The organism is Pseudarthrobacter sp. 1C304 (assembly GCF_052245515.1).
In the GTDB taxonomy this organism is placed as follows: Bacteria; Actinomycetota; Actinomycetes; order Actinomycetales; family Micrococcaceae; genus Arthrobacter.
Map to the genome: position 1 here is coordinate 372948 of NZ_JBQQCH010000004.1, position 19332 is coordinate 392279.

Annotated in this window: 20 protein-coding genes; 5 read left to right on the top strand and 15 right to left on the bottom strand. The window is 67.3% G+C overall.

The features are described from left to right. Positions 1-117 precede the first annotated feature (117 nt). From ACTWQD_RS11055 to ACTWQD_RS11080, 6 genes are all read right to left on the bottom strand, one after another. Positions 118-1227 carry a BMP family lipoprotein gene (locus ACTWQD_RS11055; RefSeq protein WP_443196162.1) on the bottom strand — a complete coding sequence of 370 codons (1110 nt, stop codon included), beginning with the start codon at positions 1225-1227 and terminating at the stop codon, positions 118-120. A 281-nt stretch (positions 1228-1508) separates the two neighbouring features. Beyond that, a complete protein-coding gene (locus ACTWQD_RS11060; RefSeq protein WP_443196163.1) occupies positions 1509-2534 on the bottom strand; it encodes an NADP-dependent oxidoreductase in 1026 nt (341 codons plus the stop codon). Beyond that, a complete protein-coding gene (locus tag ACTWQD_RS11065) occupies positions 2531-2962 on the bottom strand; it encodes an organic hydroperoxide resistance protein (RefSeq protein ID WP_443196164.1) in 432 nt (143 codons plus the stop codon). The genes ACTWQD_RS11060 and ACTWQD_RS11065 overlap by 4 nt, the downstream gene beginning before the upstream one ends. A gap of 146 nt (positions 2963-3108) precedes the next feature. Beyond that, positions 3109-3558, bottom strand: a complete 450-nt coding sequence (locus ACTWQD_RS11070) for a MarR family winged helix-turn-helix transcriptional regulator (protein WP_443196165.1) — start codon at positions 3556-3558, stop codon at positions 3109-3111. Positions 3559-3821: 263 nt separating this feature from the next. Next, positions 3822-5021: an amidohydrolase gene (locus ACTWQD_RS11075; protein ID WP_443196166.1), complete on the bottom strand. Its 1200-nt coding sequence runs from the start codon at positions 5019-5021 to the stop codon at positions 3822-3824. A gap of 140 nt (positions 5022-5161) precedes the next feature. Beyond that, positions 5162-6307, bottom strand: a complete 1146-nt coding sequence (locus ACTWQD_RS11080; RefSeq protein WP_443196167.1) for a mannose-1-phosphate guanylyltransferase — start codon at positions 6305-6307, stop codon at positions 5162-5164. Between the two features lie 314 nt (positions 6308-6621). Here ACTWQD_RS11080 and sdhC point away from each other — a divergent pair, with 314 nt between their 5' ends. From sdhC to ACTWQD_RS11105, 5 genes are all read left to right on the top strand, one after another. Further along, positions 6622-7002, top strand: a complete 381-nt coding sequence (gene sdhC, locus ACTWQD_RS11085) for a succinate dehydrogenase, cytochrome b556 subunit (RefSeq protein WP_082492811.1) — start codon at positions 6622-6624, stop codon at positions 7000-7002. Positions 7003-7004: 2 nt separating this feature from the next. After that, complete coding sequence (locus ACTWQD_RS11090) at positions 7005-7493, top strand: succinate dehydrogenase hydrophobic membrane anchor subunit (RefSeq protein ID WP_066434163.1); 489 nt, start codon at positions 7005-7007, stop codon at positions 7491-7493. Positions 7494-7621: 128 nt separating this feature from the next. Further along, the gene (sdhA, locus tag ACTWQD_RS11095) at positions 7622-9430 is read left to right on the top strand and encodes a succinate dehydrogenase flavoprotein subunit (RefSeq protein WP_443196168.1); all 1809 of its coding nucleotides are present in this window, start codon (positions 7622-7624) and stop codon (positions 9428-9430) included. A gap of 1 nt (position 9431) precedes the next feature. Continuing rightward, positions 9432-10214, top strand: coding sequence for a succinate dehydrogenase iron-sulfur subunit (locus ACTWQD_RS11100; RefSeq protein WP_066434156.1), 783 nt, complete (start codon positions 9432-9434; stop codon positions 10212-10214). A gap of 101 nt (positions 10215-10315) precedes the next feature. Beyond that, on the top strand, positions 10316-11080 hold the full coding sequence (locus tag ACTWQD_RS11105; RefSeq protein WP_443196169.1) for an alpha/beta hydrolase family protein: 765 nt from the start codon (positions 10316-10318) through the stop codon (positions 11078-11080). On the opposite strand, the gene ACTWQD_RS11110 is transcribed toward ACTWQD_RS11105, so the two are convergent. The 9 genes from ACTWQD_RS11110 to ACTWQD_RS11150 form a co-directional block, all read right to left on the bottom strand. After that, positions 11043-12212, bottom strand: coding sequence for a YihY/virulence factor BrkB family protein (locus tag ACTWQD_RS11110; protein ID WP_443196170.1), 1170 nt, complete (start codon positions 12210-12212; stop codon positions 11043-11045). The genes ACTWQD_RS11105 and ACTWQD_RS11110 overlap by 38 nt on opposite strands. Continuing rightward, positions 12157-12819 carry a 2'-5' RNA ligase family protein gene (locus ACTWQD_RS11115; protein ID WP_443196171.1) on the bottom strand — a complete coding sequence of 221 codons (663 nt, stop codon included), beginning with the start codon at positions 12817-12819 and terminating at the stop codon, positions 12157-12159. The genes ACTWQD_RS11110 and ACTWQD_RS11115 overlap by 56 nt, the downstream gene beginning before the upstream one ends. Before the next feature lie 4 nt (positions 12820-12823). Then, on the bottom strand, positions 12824-13945 hold the full coding sequence (trpS, locus tag ACTWQD_RS11120) for a tryptophan--tRNA ligase (protein ID WP_443196172.1): 1122 nt from the start codon (positions 13943-13945) through the stop codon (positions 12824-12826). An 18-nt stretch (positions 13946-13963) separates the two neighbouring features. Further along, positions 13964-14797 carry an exodeoxyribonuclease III gene (locus ACTWQD_RS11125; RefSeq protein WP_443196173.1) on the bottom strand — a complete coding sequence of 278 codons (834 nt, stop codon included), beginning with the start codon at positions 14795-14797 and terminating at the stop codon, positions 13964-13966. Positions 14798-14807: 10 nt separating this feature from the next. After that, a complete protein-coding gene (locus tag ACTWQD_RS11130) occupies positions 14808-15383 on the bottom strand; it encodes a hypothetical protein (RefSeq protein ID WP_443196174.1) in 576 nt (191 codons plus the stop codon). 91 nt (positions 15384-15474) lie between these two features. Beyond that, the gene (locus tag ACTWQD_RS11135) at positions 15475-16323 is read right to left on the bottom strand and encodes an ABC transporter permease (RefSeq protein ID WP_443196175.1); all 849 of its coding nucleotides are present in this window, start codon (positions 16321-16323) and stop codon (positions 15475-15477) included. Beyond that, positions 16320-17174, bottom strand: coding sequence for an ABC transporter permease (locus ACTWQD_RS11140; protein ID WP_443196176.1), 855 nt, complete (start codon positions 17172-17174; stop codon positions 16320-16322). Before ACTWQD_RS11140 ends, ACTWQD_RS11135 begins: the two co-directional genes overlap by 4 nt. After that, on the bottom strand, positions 17167-18129 hold the full coding sequence (locus tag ACTWQD_RS11145) for an ABC transporter ATP-binding protein (RefSeq protein WP_443196177.1): 963 nt from the start codon (positions 18127-18129) through the stop codon (positions 17167-17169). The genes ACTWQD_RS11140 and ACTWQD_RS11145 overlap by 8 nt, the downstream gene beginning before the upstream one ends. 269 nt (positions 18130-18398) lie before the next feature. Beyond that, positions 18399-19328, bottom strand: coding sequence for a bifunctional methylenetetrahydrofolate dehydrogenase/methenyltetrahydrofolate cyclohydrolase (locus ACTWQD_RS11150; RefSeq protein WP_443196178.1), 930 nt, complete (start codon positions 19326-19328; stop codon positions 18399-18401). Positions 19329-19332 lie beyond the last annotated feature (4 nt).

Below are 19332 nucleotides of genomic sequence, written 5' to 3' on the forward strand. Positions count from 1 at the left end.
GGGCTGCAGAACCAGCGTAGTGCCTGCAGCCGGAAGCGGAGCCTGCCCGCCCAACGAAAAGCGCCACAGCCCGTGCGGTGGTGACCGGACGGGCCGTGGCGCTGTAGCTAAAGGAAGTTAGACCTTCGGGCTTGCTGCGGATTCAACCTTCAGCTTGCCGTCGGCGATGTCCTTCTTGATCTGGTCCAGCTCCGACTTCAGTTCGGCCGGAACCGCGGACTCCAGGTCGTGGAACGGTGCCAGCTGCACGCCGTCGTTCGCGAGGGTGCCAACGTACGGGGTGTTGTTGAACTGGCCGTCCTTGTCCTGCTTGACAACGGTGTAGACAGCCTCGCCCATCTGCTTCATGACGGAGGAGAGCATGATGTCCTTGTAGTCCGGTGCCGTGAGGAAGCCGTCGGAGTCAACCCAGATGAGCTTGACGTCCTTGCCTGCTGCCTTGGCTTCCTTCAGGGCCGCTCCCGCGCCCTTGCCGACCGGACCGGCGACGGGCATCACGATGTCCGCGCCCTGGTCCAGGAAGTTCTGGGTGAACTGCTTGCCCTTGTCCTGCTTTTCGAAGTCACCGGTGAAGGAACCGTCCTGCTTGGCCTTGTCCCAGCCGAGGACCTTGACGTCGGTGCCCTTCTGCTCGTTGTAGTACTTCACGCCGTCGGCGTAGCCGTCCATGAAGATGGTGACCGTGGGGATCTTGATGCCGCCGAAGGTGGCAACCGTTCCGGTCTTGGTGGTCCCGGCGGCGAGGTAACCGGCGAGGAAGGCGGCCTGCGCCGTGTCGTAGATGATCGGCTTGACGTTGCTGATCGGGGTCTCGTAGCCGAAGTCGATGATGGCGAAGTGGCTGTCCGGGTTGGCCGTGGCCTGGGCCTTGGTGGCGTCGCCGAGGAGGAAGCCGACCGTAACGGTCAGGTCGCAGCCGGCCGTGACCATGGCGCGCAGGTTCGGTTCGAAGTCGTTGTTGGTCTTGGACTCGGCCTGGTTGACCTTGATGCCCAGGTCCGCTTCGGCCTTCTTCAGCCCCTCGTAGGAGGACTGGTTGAATGACTGGTCGTCGAATCCACCCGAGTCGGACACGATGCAGCCCGTGAAGTCGCTGGCCGTGGCGGTGGCAGTGCTGCTGGCCGTCGGGGCGGCACCGCAGCCGGTCAGCAGGAGTGCAGCCGCACCGGCGGTGGCAACTCCGGCCATCGAACCGCGCTTGAAGGTTGCACGCAGAGAGTTCTTCAATTTTCCTCCAGGAAGAAAGAGATAGGCGCTACGACGGAGCTCAATGAGTGTCTGTTGGCGGGATTGCCGCTGAAACGCTGTTTTCACTGATGGATTTCGCAGCACTGCGCCGAGGCGCACTGATGCAAGCCACTTTAGTGTCCTGGGACACGTCCAAGTAGCACAGTTCACAGCGATTCCACAGATTGTTGAGAACTTGTTACCAAGCGGTACAAAGAGAACGCCCCGCACCGGACGTTTCCGGTGCGGGGCGTTCTCTGCCGTCGTGGGGCGGCGTGGGGTTAGAGCCGCACCAGCATCTTGCCGGTGTTGGCGCCGTCCAGGAGGTCCATAAAGGCCTGCGGGGTGTTTTCGAGCCCGTCCACGATGGTCTCGTCGTAGCGCACGGTGCCGTCGGCGAGCCAGCCGGACATGGTTTCGACGAACTCGCCCATGTACTGCCAGTAGCCGCCGACCAGGAAACCCTTGAGGGTCAGCTGCTTGCCGATGGCCTGCATGAGGTTCCGCGGGGCGGGCGTGGGTTCGGTCGAGTTGTACTGCGAGATGGCGCCGCACATGGCCACCCGGCCTCCGACGGTGAGCGCCGACAGCGCGGCTTCGAGGTGTTCGCCGCCGACGTTGTCGAAGTAGACGTCGATCCCGCGCTCCCCCGCCGCCTCGGCCAGCTGCGCGGCCACCGGGCCGTCGTGGTAGTCGAATGCTGCGTCGAAGCCCAGCTCCAGCAGGCGTGCCACCTTCTCCGGCGAGCCGGCGCTGCCGATGACGCGGGACGCGCCCATCGCCTTGGCGATCTGCCCCACGAGGGACCCGACGGCGCCCGCGGCGCCGGAGACGAAGACAACTTCCCCGGCCTTGAACTCGGCCACCTTGAGCAGGCCGGCGTAGGCCGTCAGCCCGGTCATGCCCAGGGCCCCGAGGAACGCCTGCGCCGGCGCCAGGTCGGTGCGGGCCGGCGTGGTGGAAGCGGCATCGAGCACGGCGTATTCGCGCCAGCCGAGGGAATGGACCACTGCGTCGCCCACTTGGCGGTCATCGGAACGGGAGGCGAGGACCTCGCCCACGGCGCCGCCGTCGAGCGCTTTGTCCAGCGCGAACGGTGCCGAGTAGGACTTGACGTCGTTCATCCGCCCGCGCATGTAGGGATCCACGGAGATGAAGAGGTTGCGGACCAGGACCTGGCCGTCCTGGAGTTCCGGGAGGGCCGATTCGGCGAGGCGGAAGTTCTCCGGCACGGGCCGGCCGTGCGGGCGGGATGCCAGCTGGATCTCACGGGTGGTGGCGGGAAGGGTCTTGGTGTTGGTGCTCATGCAGCGACCTCCAGGATCTTGATGTCGACGGTGATGTTGCCGCGGGTGGCGTTGGAATAGGGGCAGACCTCGTGGGCCTTGGCCACGAGGGCCTCGGCGCTTTCCCGGTCGACGCCGGGCAGGGCGATCTCGAGTTCGGCGGCGATGCCGAAGCCGGCCCCGTCGCCAAGGGCGCCGAGGTGGATCCGGGCGGCGACGGCGGAATCGGTCAGGTCCGCTTTCGCCTGCCGGCCGACGAGGCGCAGGGCTGAGTGGAAGCAGGCCGCGTATCCGGCGGCGAAGAGCTGCTCGGGGTTGGTGCCTTCGCCGCTGCCGCCGAGTTCCACCGGGCTGGCCAGGGCGACGTTGAGCTTTCCGTCCCGGGTTACGGCGGTGCCGTCCCGGCCGTCGCCTGAGGCCAGGGCCTCGGCTGTATAGAGAGTCTTCAAGGGGGATCCAATCTGTTGGGGAAATCTGGTGGCCGGCGGCGGATTCGCTGGAAGCCCGCGCAGTCGCCGCAAACTTCCGGCGAGCCAGCACGATTCCGGCGATTTCGGCGTCGGCGGCTTCCGCGGCGCCGGGGCGGAAGGAACCTTTAGCGCGGTGCCTGCAGCGCGGCGGCGAGCCGGCCGAGGGTCTCGCGGAGCTGGTCGAGCTCCGCCGGAGAAAGTCCGGCCGCGTCGGCGAGTTGTTGCGGGATGCCGGTGGCCCGGGCGCTCAGGGCAGTCCCGGCGTCGGTCAGGAAGACCTCCACCCGGCGCTCGTCCGCAGCCGAGCGCCGGCGTTCCACGAAGCCCAGGGCCTCGAGCCGCTTGAGCAGCGGAGAGAGGGTGCCGGAGTCCAGCCCCAGCTCCTCCCCCAGCTCGCGGACGCTGCGCGGATCCTCTTCCCAGAGCACCAGCATCACCAGGTACTGCGGGTAGGTCAGGCCCAGCTCGTCGAGCATCGGCCGGTAGGCCGCCGTGGCCGCCCGGGAGGCCGAGTACATGGCGAAGCAAACCTGCCGGTTCAGGCGGGGTGCGTTGAGGCGAGGGGCGTCGGTCATGCTGATAACCCTAGTCCACAATTCAATTGTGCACAACTTAACTGCGCACAACCCGGCGCAACAATTAAGCTCTCCCCGGCGAACTTGCAATGCGGGGCGATGCCGGATCTCCCCACGTTTCCCGGCGCGCAGCGGCGTGGCGGTCGCCACCGCCGGTGTGTCCCGGCGTCGTGCGGTCACAGGTGGGGAAACTCCGCACGCCAAAAGACCCGCAGGACCTGCCGGGGAACCGGCGGCGGCCAGGGCGGGGAACCGGCGGGGGTTTAGAGGTCGCGGATGGTGCGCAGGGCGGCGGCGGTGAGGACCTGGATGCCGAGGCCCAGGGCGCGTTCGTCCAGGATGTAGTCGCCGCGGTGGAGGTCGTACTCCTCGCCGCCCGGGGTCTTGGTGCCGAGGCGCATCATGGCGCCGGGGAGGTCCGCGAGGAACCACGCAAAGTCTTCGCCGCCCATGGACTGCGGGGTCAGAACCACGGCACCTTCGCCGATCTCGGCGCGGGCAGCGGCCTCAATCAGGGCCGTCTCGTGTTCGGAGTTCACCACAGGGGGCACACCGCGGGTGTGTTCCAGGTGCACGTCCACGCCGTAGGGCGCCGCGATCTGCTGCACCACCTCGTCCAGGATTTCGCCGGCACTGTGCCACGCGTCGCGGTCGAGGCAGCGCATGGTGCCCGCCATGTAGCCGCTCGCCGGGATCGCGTTGGGCGCGGAGCCGGCGGAAATGTGGCCCCAAACAACGGAGACGCCGCTCCGGACATCGACGCGGCGGGACAGCACCGCCGGAACGTTGACGGCGATCTGCGCCAGGGCGAAGACGAGCTCCTCGGTCAGGTGGGGGCGGGAGGTGTGGCCGCCGCGGCCGGTCAGTTCGATCTTGATGGTGTCCGAGGCGGAGGTGATGGCACCGATCCGGGTGCCGATCTTGCCTACCTCGATGCGGGGGTCGCAGTGCAGGGCCAGGATCCGGGGAACCCCTTCCAGGACGCCCTGTTCAATGCAGCTCTGGGCGCCGCCGGGCATGGTTTCCTCGGCCGGCTGGAAGATGATCCGCACCGTGCCGCCCAGCGGGGACACCTCATGCATCCGCTGCAGCACCAGGGCCGCGCCAAGCATGGTGGCGGTGTGGACGTCATGGCCGCAGGCGTGCGTGACGCCGTGGTTCTTCGAGGCGAACGGCAGCCCGGTCTCCTCGATGATGGGCAGGGCATCAATGTCCCCGCGCAGGGCGGTGGCGATGGGCCCTTCCCCGATGTCCACCGTGAGGCCCGTCTCCTCGAGGCGGCGGGGCTGAAGCCCCGCTTCCTCGAGCCGCTTGGCGAGCCTGTCGGTGGTGCGGAACTCCTTGAAAGAGAGCTCCGGGTGCGCGTGCAGGTCCCGCCGGAAGTCGATCAGCTCCGGCAGCAGGGGTTCGAGCCACGGCCCCACCAGTGTGGTGGGCTCAGCTTCAGTAGAGTAGTTGCGCACGGAATAACTCTAGCGAGCGCACAAAAATTAGCGGCATCGGGTACGGCGCATTACGGCTCGGAGAACATTTCCCGTCGCCGCGAACAGGGCCGGAAGGCCCTGTTGGTCCGGAACCCGGGGAACCCGAAGGACGCCGGAACCTAGAGGACGTCGGTGTCGCCGCTGGCCTTGAGGGCGTCAACGGCCTGCTTCACGCGCTGGGAGTGTTCCTTGTGCATCACCAGCAGCGCGTCCGGGGTGTCCACCACCACCACGTCCTTGATCCCGATCAGGGCGATCACGCGCTTGGTGTCGGACACCACCACGCCGCTGGCGTCCTCGGTGAAGACGCGGGCGCCCTCGCCGATCACGGTGACGTCCTTGACTTCCTTGGCGCTGTTCAGCCGGCCCACGGAGGCGAAGTCCCCGACGTCGTCCCAGCGGAAGGTTCCCGGCACGACGGCGACGTCCCCGGCGGCAGCGGCCGGCTCCGCCACGGCGTAGTCGATGGCAATCTTGGGCAGGGTGGGCCACACGCGCGCCTTGACTTCATCCCGCTGCGGGGTGTCCCACGCCTGCGCGATTTCCTGGATCCCGGCGAAAAGCTCGGGCTGGTTGGCCTCGAGGTGCTTGAGCATCAGCGCCACCGGAGCAACGAACATGCCGGCGTTCCAGACGTAGTCGCCGCTGTCGAGGTACTCCTGGGCGACTTCCTCGCTCGGCTTCTCCACGAACTCGACGACGGCCTGCGCGCTGGGGGCGCCGTCCACGCCGAGGTTCTTTCCGGCCCGGATGTAGCCGAACCCGGTGGAGGCATGCGTGGGCTTGATGCCGATGGTGACGATCTTGCCGGCGGCGGCAGCGTGGATGGCTTCCCGGACGGCCTCGTGGAACAGATCGTCGGGGCTGATCACCTGGTCCGCGGCGAAGGAGCCCATGATGGTGTCCGGATCGCGCTCGTGCAGGATCGCGGCGGCCAGGCCGATGGCGGCACCGGAGTCTTTCGGCTCGCTTTCCAGCACCAGGTCCGCGTCGTCAATCTCGGGGAGCTGGCGGCAGACCGCGTCACGGTGGGCCATCCCTGTCACCACGAGCATGTGCGCACCGGCGAGCGGCTCAAGCCGGTCGAAGGTGGACCTCAGCAGCGTACTGCCCGAGCCCGTGAGGTCGTGAAGGAACTTGGGGGCTGCTGCCCGCGACAGAGGCCATAGGCGGGTCCCCACCCCACCTGCCGGAATCACGGCAATAAACCGGCTCAAGGCCGAATCGTTTCGTGAGTCCTGGCGTGTCGCTTTATCTGTAGTCATCACGGCTACTTTAGCCGAACGGGGTGCGGCCGTCCCTGATCCTGCGGCGGACACGGCGTCGCCGGCGCAGGATCGGGGACTGCCGCGAGCGGCGGCCGGCACGCCGCAGGCCGGGCCCCGGCGGCCGGGAATGTGGCGTTCGTCTCAAAATCGGGCGAAAACCGCGCGGTGCAGAGTCACCGACCGGCGGCTGAATTGAATAAGCTGTTAGCGAAGCCTAGATTTAGGCTTGAGCTTACGAGTGCTCTCGCAGCAGGCGTTCCCCCCGCGTGGATCCCATGCCAGCGCCGCTGTGTTGCAGGGAGGTTTATTCAGTGCCGACAAAACCAGCTGGCACCTTGTACCGCGGCCGTGAAGGCATGTGGTCTTGGGTTGGACACCGCATTACCGGTGTAGTGATCTTTTTCTTCTTGTTGGTCCACGTGCTGGACACCTCATTGGTGCGTGTGTCCCCCGAGGCCTACACCGCCGTGATCGGTGCCTACAAGAACCCCCTGATGGCCCTGGGTGAAACGGGCCTTGTCGCAGCGATCGTGTTCCACGCCTTCAACGGCCTGCGGATCATCGCCGTCGACTTCTGGAAGAAGGGCGCGAAGTACCAGCGCCAGATGCTGTGGACGGTGCTCATTCTCTGGGCAGTCGTCATGGTGGGCTTCTCCATCCGCCACCTTTCCCTCGCCCTTGGAGGACACTAGCCATGAGTGCAACTGAGATTCAGAGCCCCCGCAGCAAGGCGCCCGGCGTCGGAAGCGGCCGGATCGCCCCGCAGTACCGCCGCAGCGGCACGTCCAAGGGCAACTTCGAAATGCTGGCCTGGCTGTTTATGCGGCTTTCCGGCGTTGTCCTGGTGGTCCTGATCTTCGGGCACCTGACGGTCAACCTGCTGGTGGGCGAGGGCATCCATGCGATCGACTTCGGCTTCGTGGCCGGCAAGTGGGCCGACCCGTTCTGGCAGATCTGGGACTTGGCCATGCTGTGGCTCGCCATGCTGCACGGCACCAACGGTGTCCGCACCATCATCAACGACTACGCCGAGAAGGATGCCACGCGCATGTGGCTGAAGGTGGTGCTCTACGCGGCCACCACCGTGATCATCATCCTGGGCACCCTGGTCATCTTCACGTTTGACCCGTGCCCCGTGGTCAACGGCGTCCAGCTGCCCGGCGGTTTCTGCCCCGCCCCGTAGCGGCGCAGTCCCAGCGGCACTTGATCCCTTGCCTGCCCGGTGCGGGCAAGGGATTTCCACGAGATGTCACCGGCCCGGCTCCGCCGGCCGGTGCTGTAAAGCGAATTTTTAGAGAAAGAGCGTCTGGTATGCAGGTCCATAAGTACGACGTCGTCATCGTCGGTGCCGGTGGCGCCGGGATGCGCGCGGCGATCGAATCCGGTCAGCGCGCCCGAACAGCAGTACTGACCAAGCTGTACCCCACCCGCTCCCACACCGGCGCGGCGCAGGGCGGCATGTGCGCAGCCCTGGCGAACGTCGAAGAGGACAACTGGGAGTGGCACACGTTCGACACCATCAAGGGCGGCGACTACCTGGTTGACCAGGACGCTGCCGAGGTCATGGCAAAGGAAGCGATCGACGCCGTCCTGGACCTGGAAAAGATGGGCCTGCCGTTCAACCGCACGCCCGAGGGCCGGATTGACCAGCGCCGCTTCGGCGGCCACACCCGCGACCACGGCAAGGCACCGGTGCGCCGCGCCTGCTACGCCGCTGACCGCACCGGTCACATGATCCTGCAGACGCTCTACCAAAACTGCGTCAAGCACAACGTGGAGTTCTACAACGAGTACTACGTCCTTGACCTCCTGACCGTCGAGGAAGACGCGGTCCGCGAGGACGGCACCCCGTACAAGCAGAAGCGCGTTGCCGGCGTTGTGTCCTACGACCTGGCCTCCGGCGAACTGCACGTGTTCCAGGCCAAGTCCGTGGTGTTCGCCTCCGGCGGCGCGGGCAAGGTCTTCAAGACCACGTCCAACGCGCACACCCTGACCGGAGACGGCATGGGCATCGCGTTCCGCCGCGGCATCCCCCTGGAGGACATGGAGTTCTTCCAGTTCCACCCGACAGGCCTCGCCGGCCTGGGCATCCTGCTCTCCGAGGCTGCCCGCGGCGAGGGCGCGATCCTGCGCAACTCCGAGGGTGAGCGCTTTATGGAGCGTTACGCCCCCACCATCAAGGACCTCGCCCCCCGCGACATCGTGGCCCGCTCCATGGCCAACGAGGTCCGCGAAGGACGCGGCTGCGGCCCGAACAAGGACTACGTCCTCCTGGACCTGACGCACCTTGAGCCGGCGCACATCGACGCGAAGCTGCCGGACATCACCGAGTTCGCCCGCACCTACCTTGGTGTGGAGCCGTACACGGAGCCGGTTCCGGTGTTCCCGACGGCGCACTACGCCATGGGCGGCATCCCCACCAACATCAGCGCCGAGGTCCTCCAGGACAACGACACCGTGGTCCCGGGCCTCTACGCCGCCGGCGAGGTGGCCTGCGTGTCCGTGCACGGCTCCAACCGGCTGGGCACCAACTCCCTCCTGGACATCAACGTCTTCGGCAAGCGCGCCGGCATCGCCGCCGCGGAGTACGCCAAGACCGCCGACTTCGTGGAGCTCCCGGCGGACCCGGAGGCCTACACCCAGGAACTCCTGAACCACGTCCGCACCGCCGACGGCACCGAGAAGGTCGCTGCGATCCGCAAGGAACTGCAGGACACCATGGATGCCAACATGCAGGTGTTCCGCACGGCCGAAACGCTGAACCAGGTCCTGAAGGACATCGCGTCCTTCGAGGAGCGGTACAAGCGCATCAGCGTCCAGGACAAGGGCAAGCGCTTCAACCTGGACCTCCTGGAGGCCGTGGAACTCGGCTTCCTGCTGGAACTGGCCAAGGTCATGACCGTGGCGGCCCTGCACCGCGAGGAGTCCCGCGGCGGACACTTCCGTGAGGACTTCCCCGAGCGTGACGATGAAAAATTCATGAAGCACTCCATGGCGTACAAGGATGAGCATGCTCCGGCGGATGGAACCGCCGGGACGGCGAAAACAACTGCCGGCATCCGGCTGGCCACCAAACCGGTGGTCTTTACGCGCTACGAGCCGATGGTGAGGAAGTACTAAGATGACCGCTGAACTCGCTGAGCCAGCCTCCAAGATCGAACTGCCCGCCGGCGTCGGCGGGGGCGGGGAAATCCCGTCCTTCGACGTCACGCTGCGCGTGCGCCGCTACAACCCGGAGGTCTCCGAGGACGCCACCTGGGATGACTTCCAGGTCACGATGTACGGCACCGACCGTGTGCTCGATGCCCTGCACAAGATCAAGTGGGAGATGGACGGCAGCGTCTCCTTCCGCCGGTCCTGCGCCCACGGTGTCTGCGGCTCCGACGCCATGCGCATCAACGGCCGCAACCGCCTCGCCTGCAAGACCCTGCTGAAGGACCTGGACACGTCCAAGCCCATCACGGTCGAGCCCATCAAGGGCCTGCCGGTGGAGAAGGACCTCATTGTGGACATGGAGCCGTTTTTCCAGTCCTTCCGCGAGGTTATGCCCTTCCTCATCAACCGGGGCCACGAGCCCACCAAGGAACGCCTGCAGTCCGCCGAGGACCGCGAACGGTTCGACGACACCACCAAGTGCATCCTGTGCGCCGCGTGCACCTCGTCCTGCCCGGTGTTCTGGACCGACGGCCAGTACTTCGGCCCGGCGGCCATCGTGAACGCCCACCGCTTCATCTTCGATTCCCGCGATGATGCCGGCGACATGCGGCTGGAGATCCTGAACGACAAGGAAGGCGTGTGGCGCTGCCGCACCACCTTCAACTGCACCGAAGCGTGCCCGCGCGGCATCCAGGTCACCCAGGCCATCGCCGAGGTCAAGCAGGCCATCCTGTCCCGCAAGGTCTAGCGGTACCGCTCCTGGAGCACCAAAAACAACAGACGACGGCGCCTCCCACCTCTTGGTGGGGGCGCCGTCGTCGTCCTCCCCCGTACCGAAAGGCGGACACCGTGTCCCGCTCCGAAAAAGTCTCCTTCCAGGGTTCCACCGGCGAATTGCTCTCCGGCATCGTTGACGTCCCCGAGGGCCCGGTGAAGGGCTGGGGCGTGTTCTCGCACGGTTTCACCCTGGGCAAGGACAGCCCCTCGGCGTCGCGGATGTGCAAGGCCCTGGCGGACAACGGGGTGGGGATGCTCCGGTTCGACAACCTGGGCCTTGGCGAATCGGCCGGGATGTGGTCTGAGGGGTCCTTCAGCCACAAGGTGGCCGACACCGTCAAAGCCGCCGAATACATGCGGGAGACCGGCCGCCCGGTGTCGCTGCTGGTGGGTCACTCGTTTGGCGGCGCCGCCGTCCTGTCCGCCGCCGGCTCCATTCCGGAGCTCGACGCCGTCGCGACGGTGGGCGCGCCGTTCTCCCCCAAGCACGTGGCGCATGTCTTCGACGCCGCGCTGGACCGGATCCTGAGCGAGGGCAGCGCGGAAGTGGACCTGGGCGGCAAGCGCGTGGAGATCCGGCGGCACTTCGTCGAGGACCTGGAGAACGCGGACCTGACGGACTGCATCCGGAGGCTCGGTAAACCGCTCCTGGTGCTGCACTCCCCCACCGACAACACCGTGGGCATCGAGAACGCCAGCACCATTTTCCAGACCGCCCGGCATCCGCGGAGCTTCGTCTCGCTGGAAGGCAGCGACCACCTGCTGACGGCCAAGGGCCAGGCGGCCCGGGCCGCGAAGATTATTTCGGCGTGGGCCGACCAGTACCTCGACGCCTGAACGCGGCGGACCACGCGGCCCGGCGCGGCCGCGCCTCGGACTCGGACGGGGTCCTGCCGGGCTGGACCTGCCGGGCGCCCCACCCGGTGGTGCTGGCGGCCGGTTCCGTGGCGCGGTCCTGCTCCCGGATTGCCACCCAGGCGGCGCAGATCACGTAGACCTGGCTCACCAGGTTGAACCAGATCAGCAGGCCGATAATGATGGCAAAGGGCGCCAGGATAGGGTTCTTGCCCGCACTGGCCAGCAGCTGGGTGCTGAAGATCTGCAGCACCGTGGTCCCGATGGCGGCTAAGACAGTCCCCTCCAGCAGCACCCGCCAGGCGGGTTTCACCCCCGCGGCCACCCGGAACATGATCAGGGCGGTCCCCCAGCCGAGGAGCAGCGGCACCACGATCATCACGGACGTGGTCAGTGGCCCGGCCACCGCGGGGTCGAGGTTCAGCTGCGCCGTCACCCAGTCCGCCGCCGTGCCGAACACCAGTGACACGGCGGCGCTGGTCACCAGTGCCAGTCCCAGCAGGATGAGCGTTCCGACGTCGCGCAGGATCTGCAGGATGGGGTTGGCCCCCCGGGGGCCCAGCTGCATCATGCCCCGCACGCCGTCGCGGATTCCGCTGATCCAGCCGAGGGACGTGAAGACCGTGACGATGGCGGCGATCAACGCCGCCCAGCCCAGGCTGGACGGGTTCAGCAGCGCGTAGGGGTCAACCAGTCCCTCGCTGCCGTCGACCTGCAGGAGGCCGGGCGCCGTCAACGCCACGCTCTTGATGATCTGGTCCAGCAGGGCCGGCTGCCCGCTGAGGAAGAGGCCGGCCAGGGAGAACCCGGTGGCCAGGAGGCCGGTGACGGAGAAGAACATCCGGAACCCGATGCCGGCGCTCATCAAGGGGCCGTGCTGCCGGCCGTAGTGCGCGAAGGCGCGCGCCGGAAGGAGCGCGTTGACCCGGGCCACCAGCCACGGCACCATGGCCATCAGCGACGCCATGCCGCCGCCGGAGCGCCGGGCCCGGCCCCAATCGACCTGCTTCCGGATGACTTCCAGTTTCAGACCGGCCAGGTCGGTGGGAAGGGGCGGCTTAGCCGGCGTCCGCGGGGACGTGCGGGCCTCCGTCGTGGTGCTGTTTGGTCCCAAAGTGAAGCTCTTCCCGTAGCTGCCAAATACCGTTGTCGTCGTGCTCGTAAAGCCCCATGCTAGCCACCGGGAACGTGGCCCTGTAATTCTTCAGCGCTTCCTCGGCCTCATCGAGGCTCTCCGGGGCGACGTCGTGGGCCACCGTGACGTGCGGGTGGTAGTCGAACGGCAGCTCGCGCTCCAGCGGGCCGGCCTGCAGCTGCCGGTGCAGGCCCACGCAGTCGCCGAAGCCCTCCTCGACGTTCAGGAAGACCACCGGGGAGACCGGCCGGAACGATCCTGTTCCCGCGATGGTCACGGTGAAGGGTTCCTGCTTCCGCGCAATGTCCCGCACATGGCTGCGCGTCGCTTCCCAGTCCTGCGTCATGGTGGTGGTGACCAGCGTGATGTGGGCCGGGATGACGGCGGCCATGGGGTCGCCGAACGAGGCACGCCAGCGCTGGAGCTCCTCCGCGATGTCCGCGGGGAAACCCAGGATCACGCCGATGCTGATGCCGTCGCCGCGTTGTCCGTTGCCCTGGGGGTCCCCTGCCGCCGGAGCCGTGGTCCCTCCACGCAGGGAGGCGCGTGCGCTCTGGTGGGCGGTGACTTTGCTGGCGGAGGACATGGGCCTAGCGGGCTCCGGAGCTGCCGGCGTAGGGCAGGAACCCCACCTTGGCGTAGACATCCTGCAGCGTGGCCGACGCGATCCCGCGCGCCTTGTCGGCGCCCAGGGCCAGCAGCCGGTCGAGTTCCGCGGGATCGTCCAGGAGCTCGTTGGCCCGGTCCCGGATGGGGGTCAGGGACTCCGTGACCACCTCTGCCAGGTCAACCTTGAGGTGGCCGTACATCTTGCCCTGGTAGGCCGCGACGAGGTCCTCGACGCTCCGCCCGGTGAGGGCCGAGTAGATGGTCAGGAGGTTGGAGACCCCGGGCTTGGCCTCGCGGTCGAACCGGATCTCCGTCTCCGCGTCCGTCACCGCGGACTTGATCCGCTTGGCGATCACCTTCGGGTCATCAAGCAGGTTGATGAGCCCCGCCGGCGACTCCGCCGACTTGGACATCTTGGCGGTTGGGTTCTGCAGGTCGTAGATTTTGGCGGATTCCTTCTGGATGAAGGGTTCCGGAACCCGGAACGTCTCGCCAAAACGCGTGTTGAAGCGCTGGGCCAGGTCGCGGCTGAGCTCCACGTGCTGCCGCTGGTCCTCGCCCACGGGCACACCCTGCGGCTGGTACAGCAGGATGTCGGCCGCCTGCAGGATGGGATACGTGAACAGGCCCACGCTGGCCTGGTCCGAACCGTGCCGCGATGCCTTGTCCTTGAACTGCGTCATCCGGGAGGCTTCGCCGAAGCCGGTGATGCAGTTCAGGACCCAGGCCAGCTGGGCGTGTTCGGGCACCTGCGACTGGACGAAGAGCGTGCACTTGTCCACATCCACGCCGCCGGCGATGTACTGCGCTGCGGTGACGCGGGTGCGGTGCGCCAGCTCGGCCGGGTCCTGCGGGACGGTGATCGCGTGCAGGTCCGGGATGAAGAAGACGGCGTCATATTCGTCCTGCATCCGGACCCAGTTCACCAGGGCGCCGAGGTAGTTGCCCAGGTGCAGGGAGTCCGCGGAGGGCTGCATGCCGGAGAGGACGCGCTGGCGCACCCCTGAAGCAAGCCCGGAGGGCACGGCGGGAGCCACGACGGTAGCCGCAGCCGGAACGGCGGCGGTGTCGGTCACGGGGGTCACAGTGGAAGGAGAGGTCATTCGCAAAGGGCCTTAAGGCTAGAGCCGGTAGTCCACTACCAGCGGGGCGTGGTCGGAGAAGCGGGTGTCCCAGGACGGTGCCCGGTCGACAACCGCGGACACTGCGGCGGCAGCGAGGGCGGGCGTGGCCACCTGATAATCGATGCGCCAGCCGGTGTCGTTGTCAAAGGCCTTCCCGCGCTGCGACCACCAGGTGTAGGGGCCGTCGACGGCGCCGGCCAGGCCCCGGTGCACGTCCTTCCAGCCGATGTCCTCACCGAAGAACCGGTCGAAGTACGCGCGCTCCTCCGGCAGGAAACCGGCCCGTTTGACGTTGCCCTTCCAGTTCCTGATGTCCAGCTCCGTGTGGCCGACGTTGAGGTCGCCCACCACCAGGGCGTGGTCGCTATGCTTGGCGAGCTCGGGCAGCCGCGTGATCATGGCATCGAGGAAGCGGAACTTATCGTCCTGCTTCGGGGTGCCCGCCTCGCCGGAGTGCACGTAGGCGCTGGCGACGGTCAGCTGCGACGCTTCGCCCTGGGAGTTGCGGACGATGAAGTCGGCCTCGACCCAGCGGCCGGCGGTGGCGAAGTAGTCCACGCCGATGCCCACCCGGGTCTGCTGGGGCTCGGTGCGGGAAGCGATGGCAACGCCGGCGCGGCCCTTGGCCTCGGCCTCCGCGTGCAGGATGAACCAGCCCTCGCCGAGCAGCTCGCGGACGATCGCGTCCGGCGCGCGGACCTCCTGCAGGCACAGAATGTCGACCTCGCGGGGCTCCAGCCATTCGGCCATGCCGTTCTTGTAGGCGGCGCGCAGGCCATTGACGTTGACTGACGCGATGCGAAGGTTGTCCTTCTTCAATGCCTGGCTCACCCGATCCACTCTAGTCGACAATGGTTCCGGAGACCGGTTCGTCGGCGCCGCCGGAGGACTTGATCATGTCCCGGGCGTTGGTGGCCGTGATCTCGATCGTCTCCAGGGCGCGGCGGATGGTGTCCTGGTCCGAGGCGGCGCCCTTGGCCCGCTCCTGCTCCACGACGCGGACCTGCACCTGCACAATCTTGAACGAGTGGTCGAGCTTCATGTCCCGGACCTCGTCCGCTTCGCGGCGGACCTCCACGAGGCGGGTGCTGCCGTGGTCGGCACTGCCCGACGACGGCGCCAGGCCGGCGGCCGCGTTGAAGGCATTCTGGGCTTCGGTGAGCTTGGCTCCCGCCTTCTTGGCCGCCTTCTGGATGCTGAAGACGACGAAGGAAGCCAGCGCGAGCCAGAAGCCGGCGATGATCGCCACGATCCAGCCGACGACGTCGTTCTGGTTGGCCGCGAAGATGACCGCCACGACGAAGGCGATGATGAACACCATCATGCCGGGTCCGCTGATGCGGAACAGGGAGAACTTGCCGGTGGCGGAGTTGTACGCGGACGGCTTGGAAGACTCGGAGTTGCCCAGAGATTGCATGAGCCTATTATCGCAAACCCCCGGGGGCGCCCTGCCCCCTTCCACCCGGGGCGAACGGGCGCCCCGTCCAACCCCGGGGACGGCGGACGCCCTACTTGAGGAACAGCTTGCGCAGCCGGCCGGTGGTGAGCAGCACGCCCAGGACGATCATCACCAGGTAGTAGCCGATGTGGATGGCCGTGGCCGGGGTGAAGACGCCCACGCTGATCTGGCGCAGCAGCTCCACGCCGTGCCACAGCGGCATGGCCTGGATGAACCACTGGATGGGCTGCGGGTAGACGCTCAGCGGGTAGAAGGTGGCGCTGAACAGGAACATGGGCAGCATTACGAAGTTGATCCAGTCCATCTGCTGGAACGTCTTCATGTAGCTGGTGATGCCCATGCCGAAGCTCGCGAAGCCGAAGGCGATCAGCACCGCGGCCGGGATCATCAGTATGGCCCACGGGGTGGTGATCAGCCCCATCAGGCCCATCACCGCGGTGAATCCGGTGGCGTACATCAGTCCGCGCAGCAGGGCCAGGAAGATCTCCCCCATCGCGACGTCCAGCGGTCCCAGCGAGGTATAGAGCATGCCCTGGTACAGCTTGGCGAAGTTCATCTTGAAGAAGACGTTCCACGTGGAGTCGTAGACGGCACCGTTCATCGCGGACACCGCCAGCAGCGCCGGGGCGATGTACGCGGCGTAGGAAATCTCCCCGCCGCCGGGGCCCTGTACCGAGCCCACGATCGCGCCGAGCCCCACGCCCATCGAGATCAGGTACAGCACGGGTTCGAAGAAGCCCGAGAGCATCACCATCCAGTTGCTGCTCTTGGTGGCCATCAGGCCGCGGGCGATCACCGCGCGGACGTTGCGGGAGTAGAGCGGGCCGAAGCGCCGGTTGCGGGCCGCCTCGGTGACGCTGTGGCTCCCCGGTCCCGGGCCGGTGGTGACGGCGCTCATCCGCCCATCCTTTTCACGAACTGGCGCTTGGTCAGGACCCACCCGGCGGCGCAGAGCGCCAGCAGGAACACGACGTGCGCGATGGTCAGCAGCGGGGACTCCTCATAGCCGTAGCTGAGCACCCGGCCCAGCTCCGTGCCGTGCCAGATCGGGGAGATCCAGCCGATCCAGCGCACGGCCAGGGGCAGCGTGTCCAGCGGAAAGAAGGTGCCGGAGAACAGAAACAGCGGCATCACGATGAAGCGCATCACCACGGCGAACTGGCCTTTGTCCTCCTTGATGGAGCCCGCGTAGGCCATCAGGGGCAGGCCGAAGGACAGCCCGGCTATGGTGGCCACCAGGATGGAGGCCCACCCCCAAGGGCTCGGCGACGCGCCGAACAGCGCCACCACGGCGAAGTAGATGGCGGATTGCAGCACCAGGCGGACCGTGACGGCGATGATCTGGCCCAGCGCAATCTGCTCCGGCGTCAACGGCGAGGCGTGCGGCCCGTAGTAGACCCGGCGCCATTTGAAGCCGTCCGTCACCGGGAAGGTGAACTCGTTTGCGGCCGTCATGACGGCGGCCGAGACCAAGAGCGCCGGGGCGATGAACACGAGGTAGCTGACCCCGCCGAAGGCCGCTGTGCTGTTGGTGTCCACGAGCGTGGCGAGGCCGACGCCCATGGCGAAGAGGTAGGCCACCGGCTGCCCGACGCCGTACATGACGATGGTCCAGCCGTAGCCCTTCATCACCCGCAGGACCTGCTCGGCGTAGTAGAAGGCCCCCCACTTCCGGGCCTTTGCCGCCGAGACCTCCGGCGAGTGCGCGCGCTGGGCGGGCGCCGCCGTCGTGGTTTCTGCCTTAGTCAACGAGGCTCCTGCCCGTCAGTCGCAGGAAGACGTCTTCCAGCGAGGAGCGGCGCACCAGGGAGGTGACCGGGCGCAGTCCGCGGGCGGAGACCTCCTCGAGGGCGGCCTCGCCGTCGTGCGCGTAAATCAGCACGCGGTCCGGCAGGGTTTCCAGCCGTTCGCCGATCCCTTCGAGTTCGGCGCCGATGGTGGCGTTGCGTTCGGAACCGAAGCGCAGTTCCAGGACCTCGCGGGTGGAGTATTCGCGGATCAGGCTCGCGGGCGAGCCCTCGGCCATGATCCTGCCCTTGTCCACCACGATCAGCCGGTCGCAGAGCTGCTCGGCCTCGTCCATGTAGTGGGTGGTGAGGATCAGTGTGACGCCCTGCTCCTTGAGCCGGAACAGCCGGTCCCAGAGGATGTGGCGGGCCTGCGGGTCCAGCCCGGTGGTGGGTTCGTCCAGCAGCAGGATGCGGGGTTCGTTGATGAGGGACCGGGCGATGGTGAGCCGGCGCTTCATGCCGCCGGACAGTGCGTCCACCTTCGACTTGGCCTTGTCCGTGAGCTGGGCGAATTCCAGCAGCTCGTCAGCCTTGGGCTTGAGGTAGCTCATGGGCAGGCCGAAGTAGCGGCCGTAGACCAGCAGGTTGTCGCGGACCTTCAGCTCCTCGTCCAGGTTGTCCTGCTGCGGGACAACGCCAAGGTGCGCCCGCACCTCGGGGCCGTTCTGGTCGGGGTCCAGGCCCATGATGCGGAGCGTTCCGGAGGTCCGCTGGGACACCCCGCCGATCATCTTCATCGTGGTGGACTTGCCGGCGCCGTTGGGGCCGAGGAGGCCGAACGCCTCGCCCGCGGGGACGGAGAAGGAGATCCCGTCGACGGCGGCGACGTCGCCGTAGAGCTTGGTCAGGTTCTCGGCGGTAATGACGTACTGCGGAGCCCCGGCGGTGGCGGCGCTGCTGCTGGTGGTGCTCAAGGGGGCGTCCTTTGAGGAGGCTTCCGCGGATTGGGTGTGTTTGGAGACGAGTTCAGGCACCCGAACACGGTAATGGAAACCGCCGAACTATGAAAGAGTCTTTTCGTAAAAAAATCCAGACGTTTGCTGTTCCGGTATGTCCGGGGCCTCAAACGCGCCAGGGCGCCGCCTCCAGCGAAGGAGGGGCGCCCTGGGAGAGGAACCGTTCAGACGGCGTTTACTTGCCGCGCTTACTTGCGGCGTTTACTTGCCACGTTTACTTGCGAGGTTTACTTGCGGCCTTCGGCCGTCTGGCGTTCCGCGGTTTCCACCACGTTGGCCAGCAGCATGGCGCGGGTCATGGGCCCCACTCCCCCGGGGTTCGGGGAGAGCCAGGCGGCGACGTCCGCGGCGGCCGGGTCCACGTCCCCGGTGACCACGGCCTTGCCGGAACCGTCGTCGACGCGGCTGACGCCGACGTCGAGCACAATGGCGCCCGGCTTGAGGTCCTCGGCCCGGATCATGTGCGGCTGGCCGGCCGCAGCGATCACGACGTCGGCCTGCCGCAGTTCCGCGGGCAGGTCCACGGTGCCGGTGTGGGCCAGGATGACGGTGGCGTTGACGTCCTTGCGGGTGAGCAGCAGCCCCACGGGGCGGCCGATGGTGACCCCGCGGCCCACCACCAGCACCCGCTTGCCGTTGAGGTTGATGCCGTGCCGGGTGAGCAGCTCCACACAGCCCTTGGGGGTGCAGGGCAGCGGGGACTTCACGGGCCCGCCGACGTTGGCCACCAGCCGGCCCAGGTTCATCGGGTGCAGGCCGTCGGCGTCCTTGTCCGGATCCATGGCCTCCAGGATGGTGTCCTGGTCGATGTGCTTCGGCAGCGGAAGCTGGACGATGTACCCGGTGCACTCCGGGTTCTCGTTGAGCTCCCGGACCACGGCCAGGAGCTCGTCCTGGGTGGTCTCCTCCGGCAGGTCGCGGCGGATGGACGTGATGCCCACCTCGGCGCAGTCCTTGTGCTTGCCGCCGACGTACCAGGTGCTGCCCGGGTCGGAGCCCACCAGGATGGTGCCCAGGCCCGGGACGATCCCCTGGGCCTTGAGGGCGGCGACGCGTTCGGTCAGTTCGGCCTTGATCGTGGCGGCAGTGGCTTTGCCGTCAAGGATCCGGGCGGTGCCGGCCGTGCTGGCGGGGTTGCTGGGGGTTTCCGTCGTCATTGCC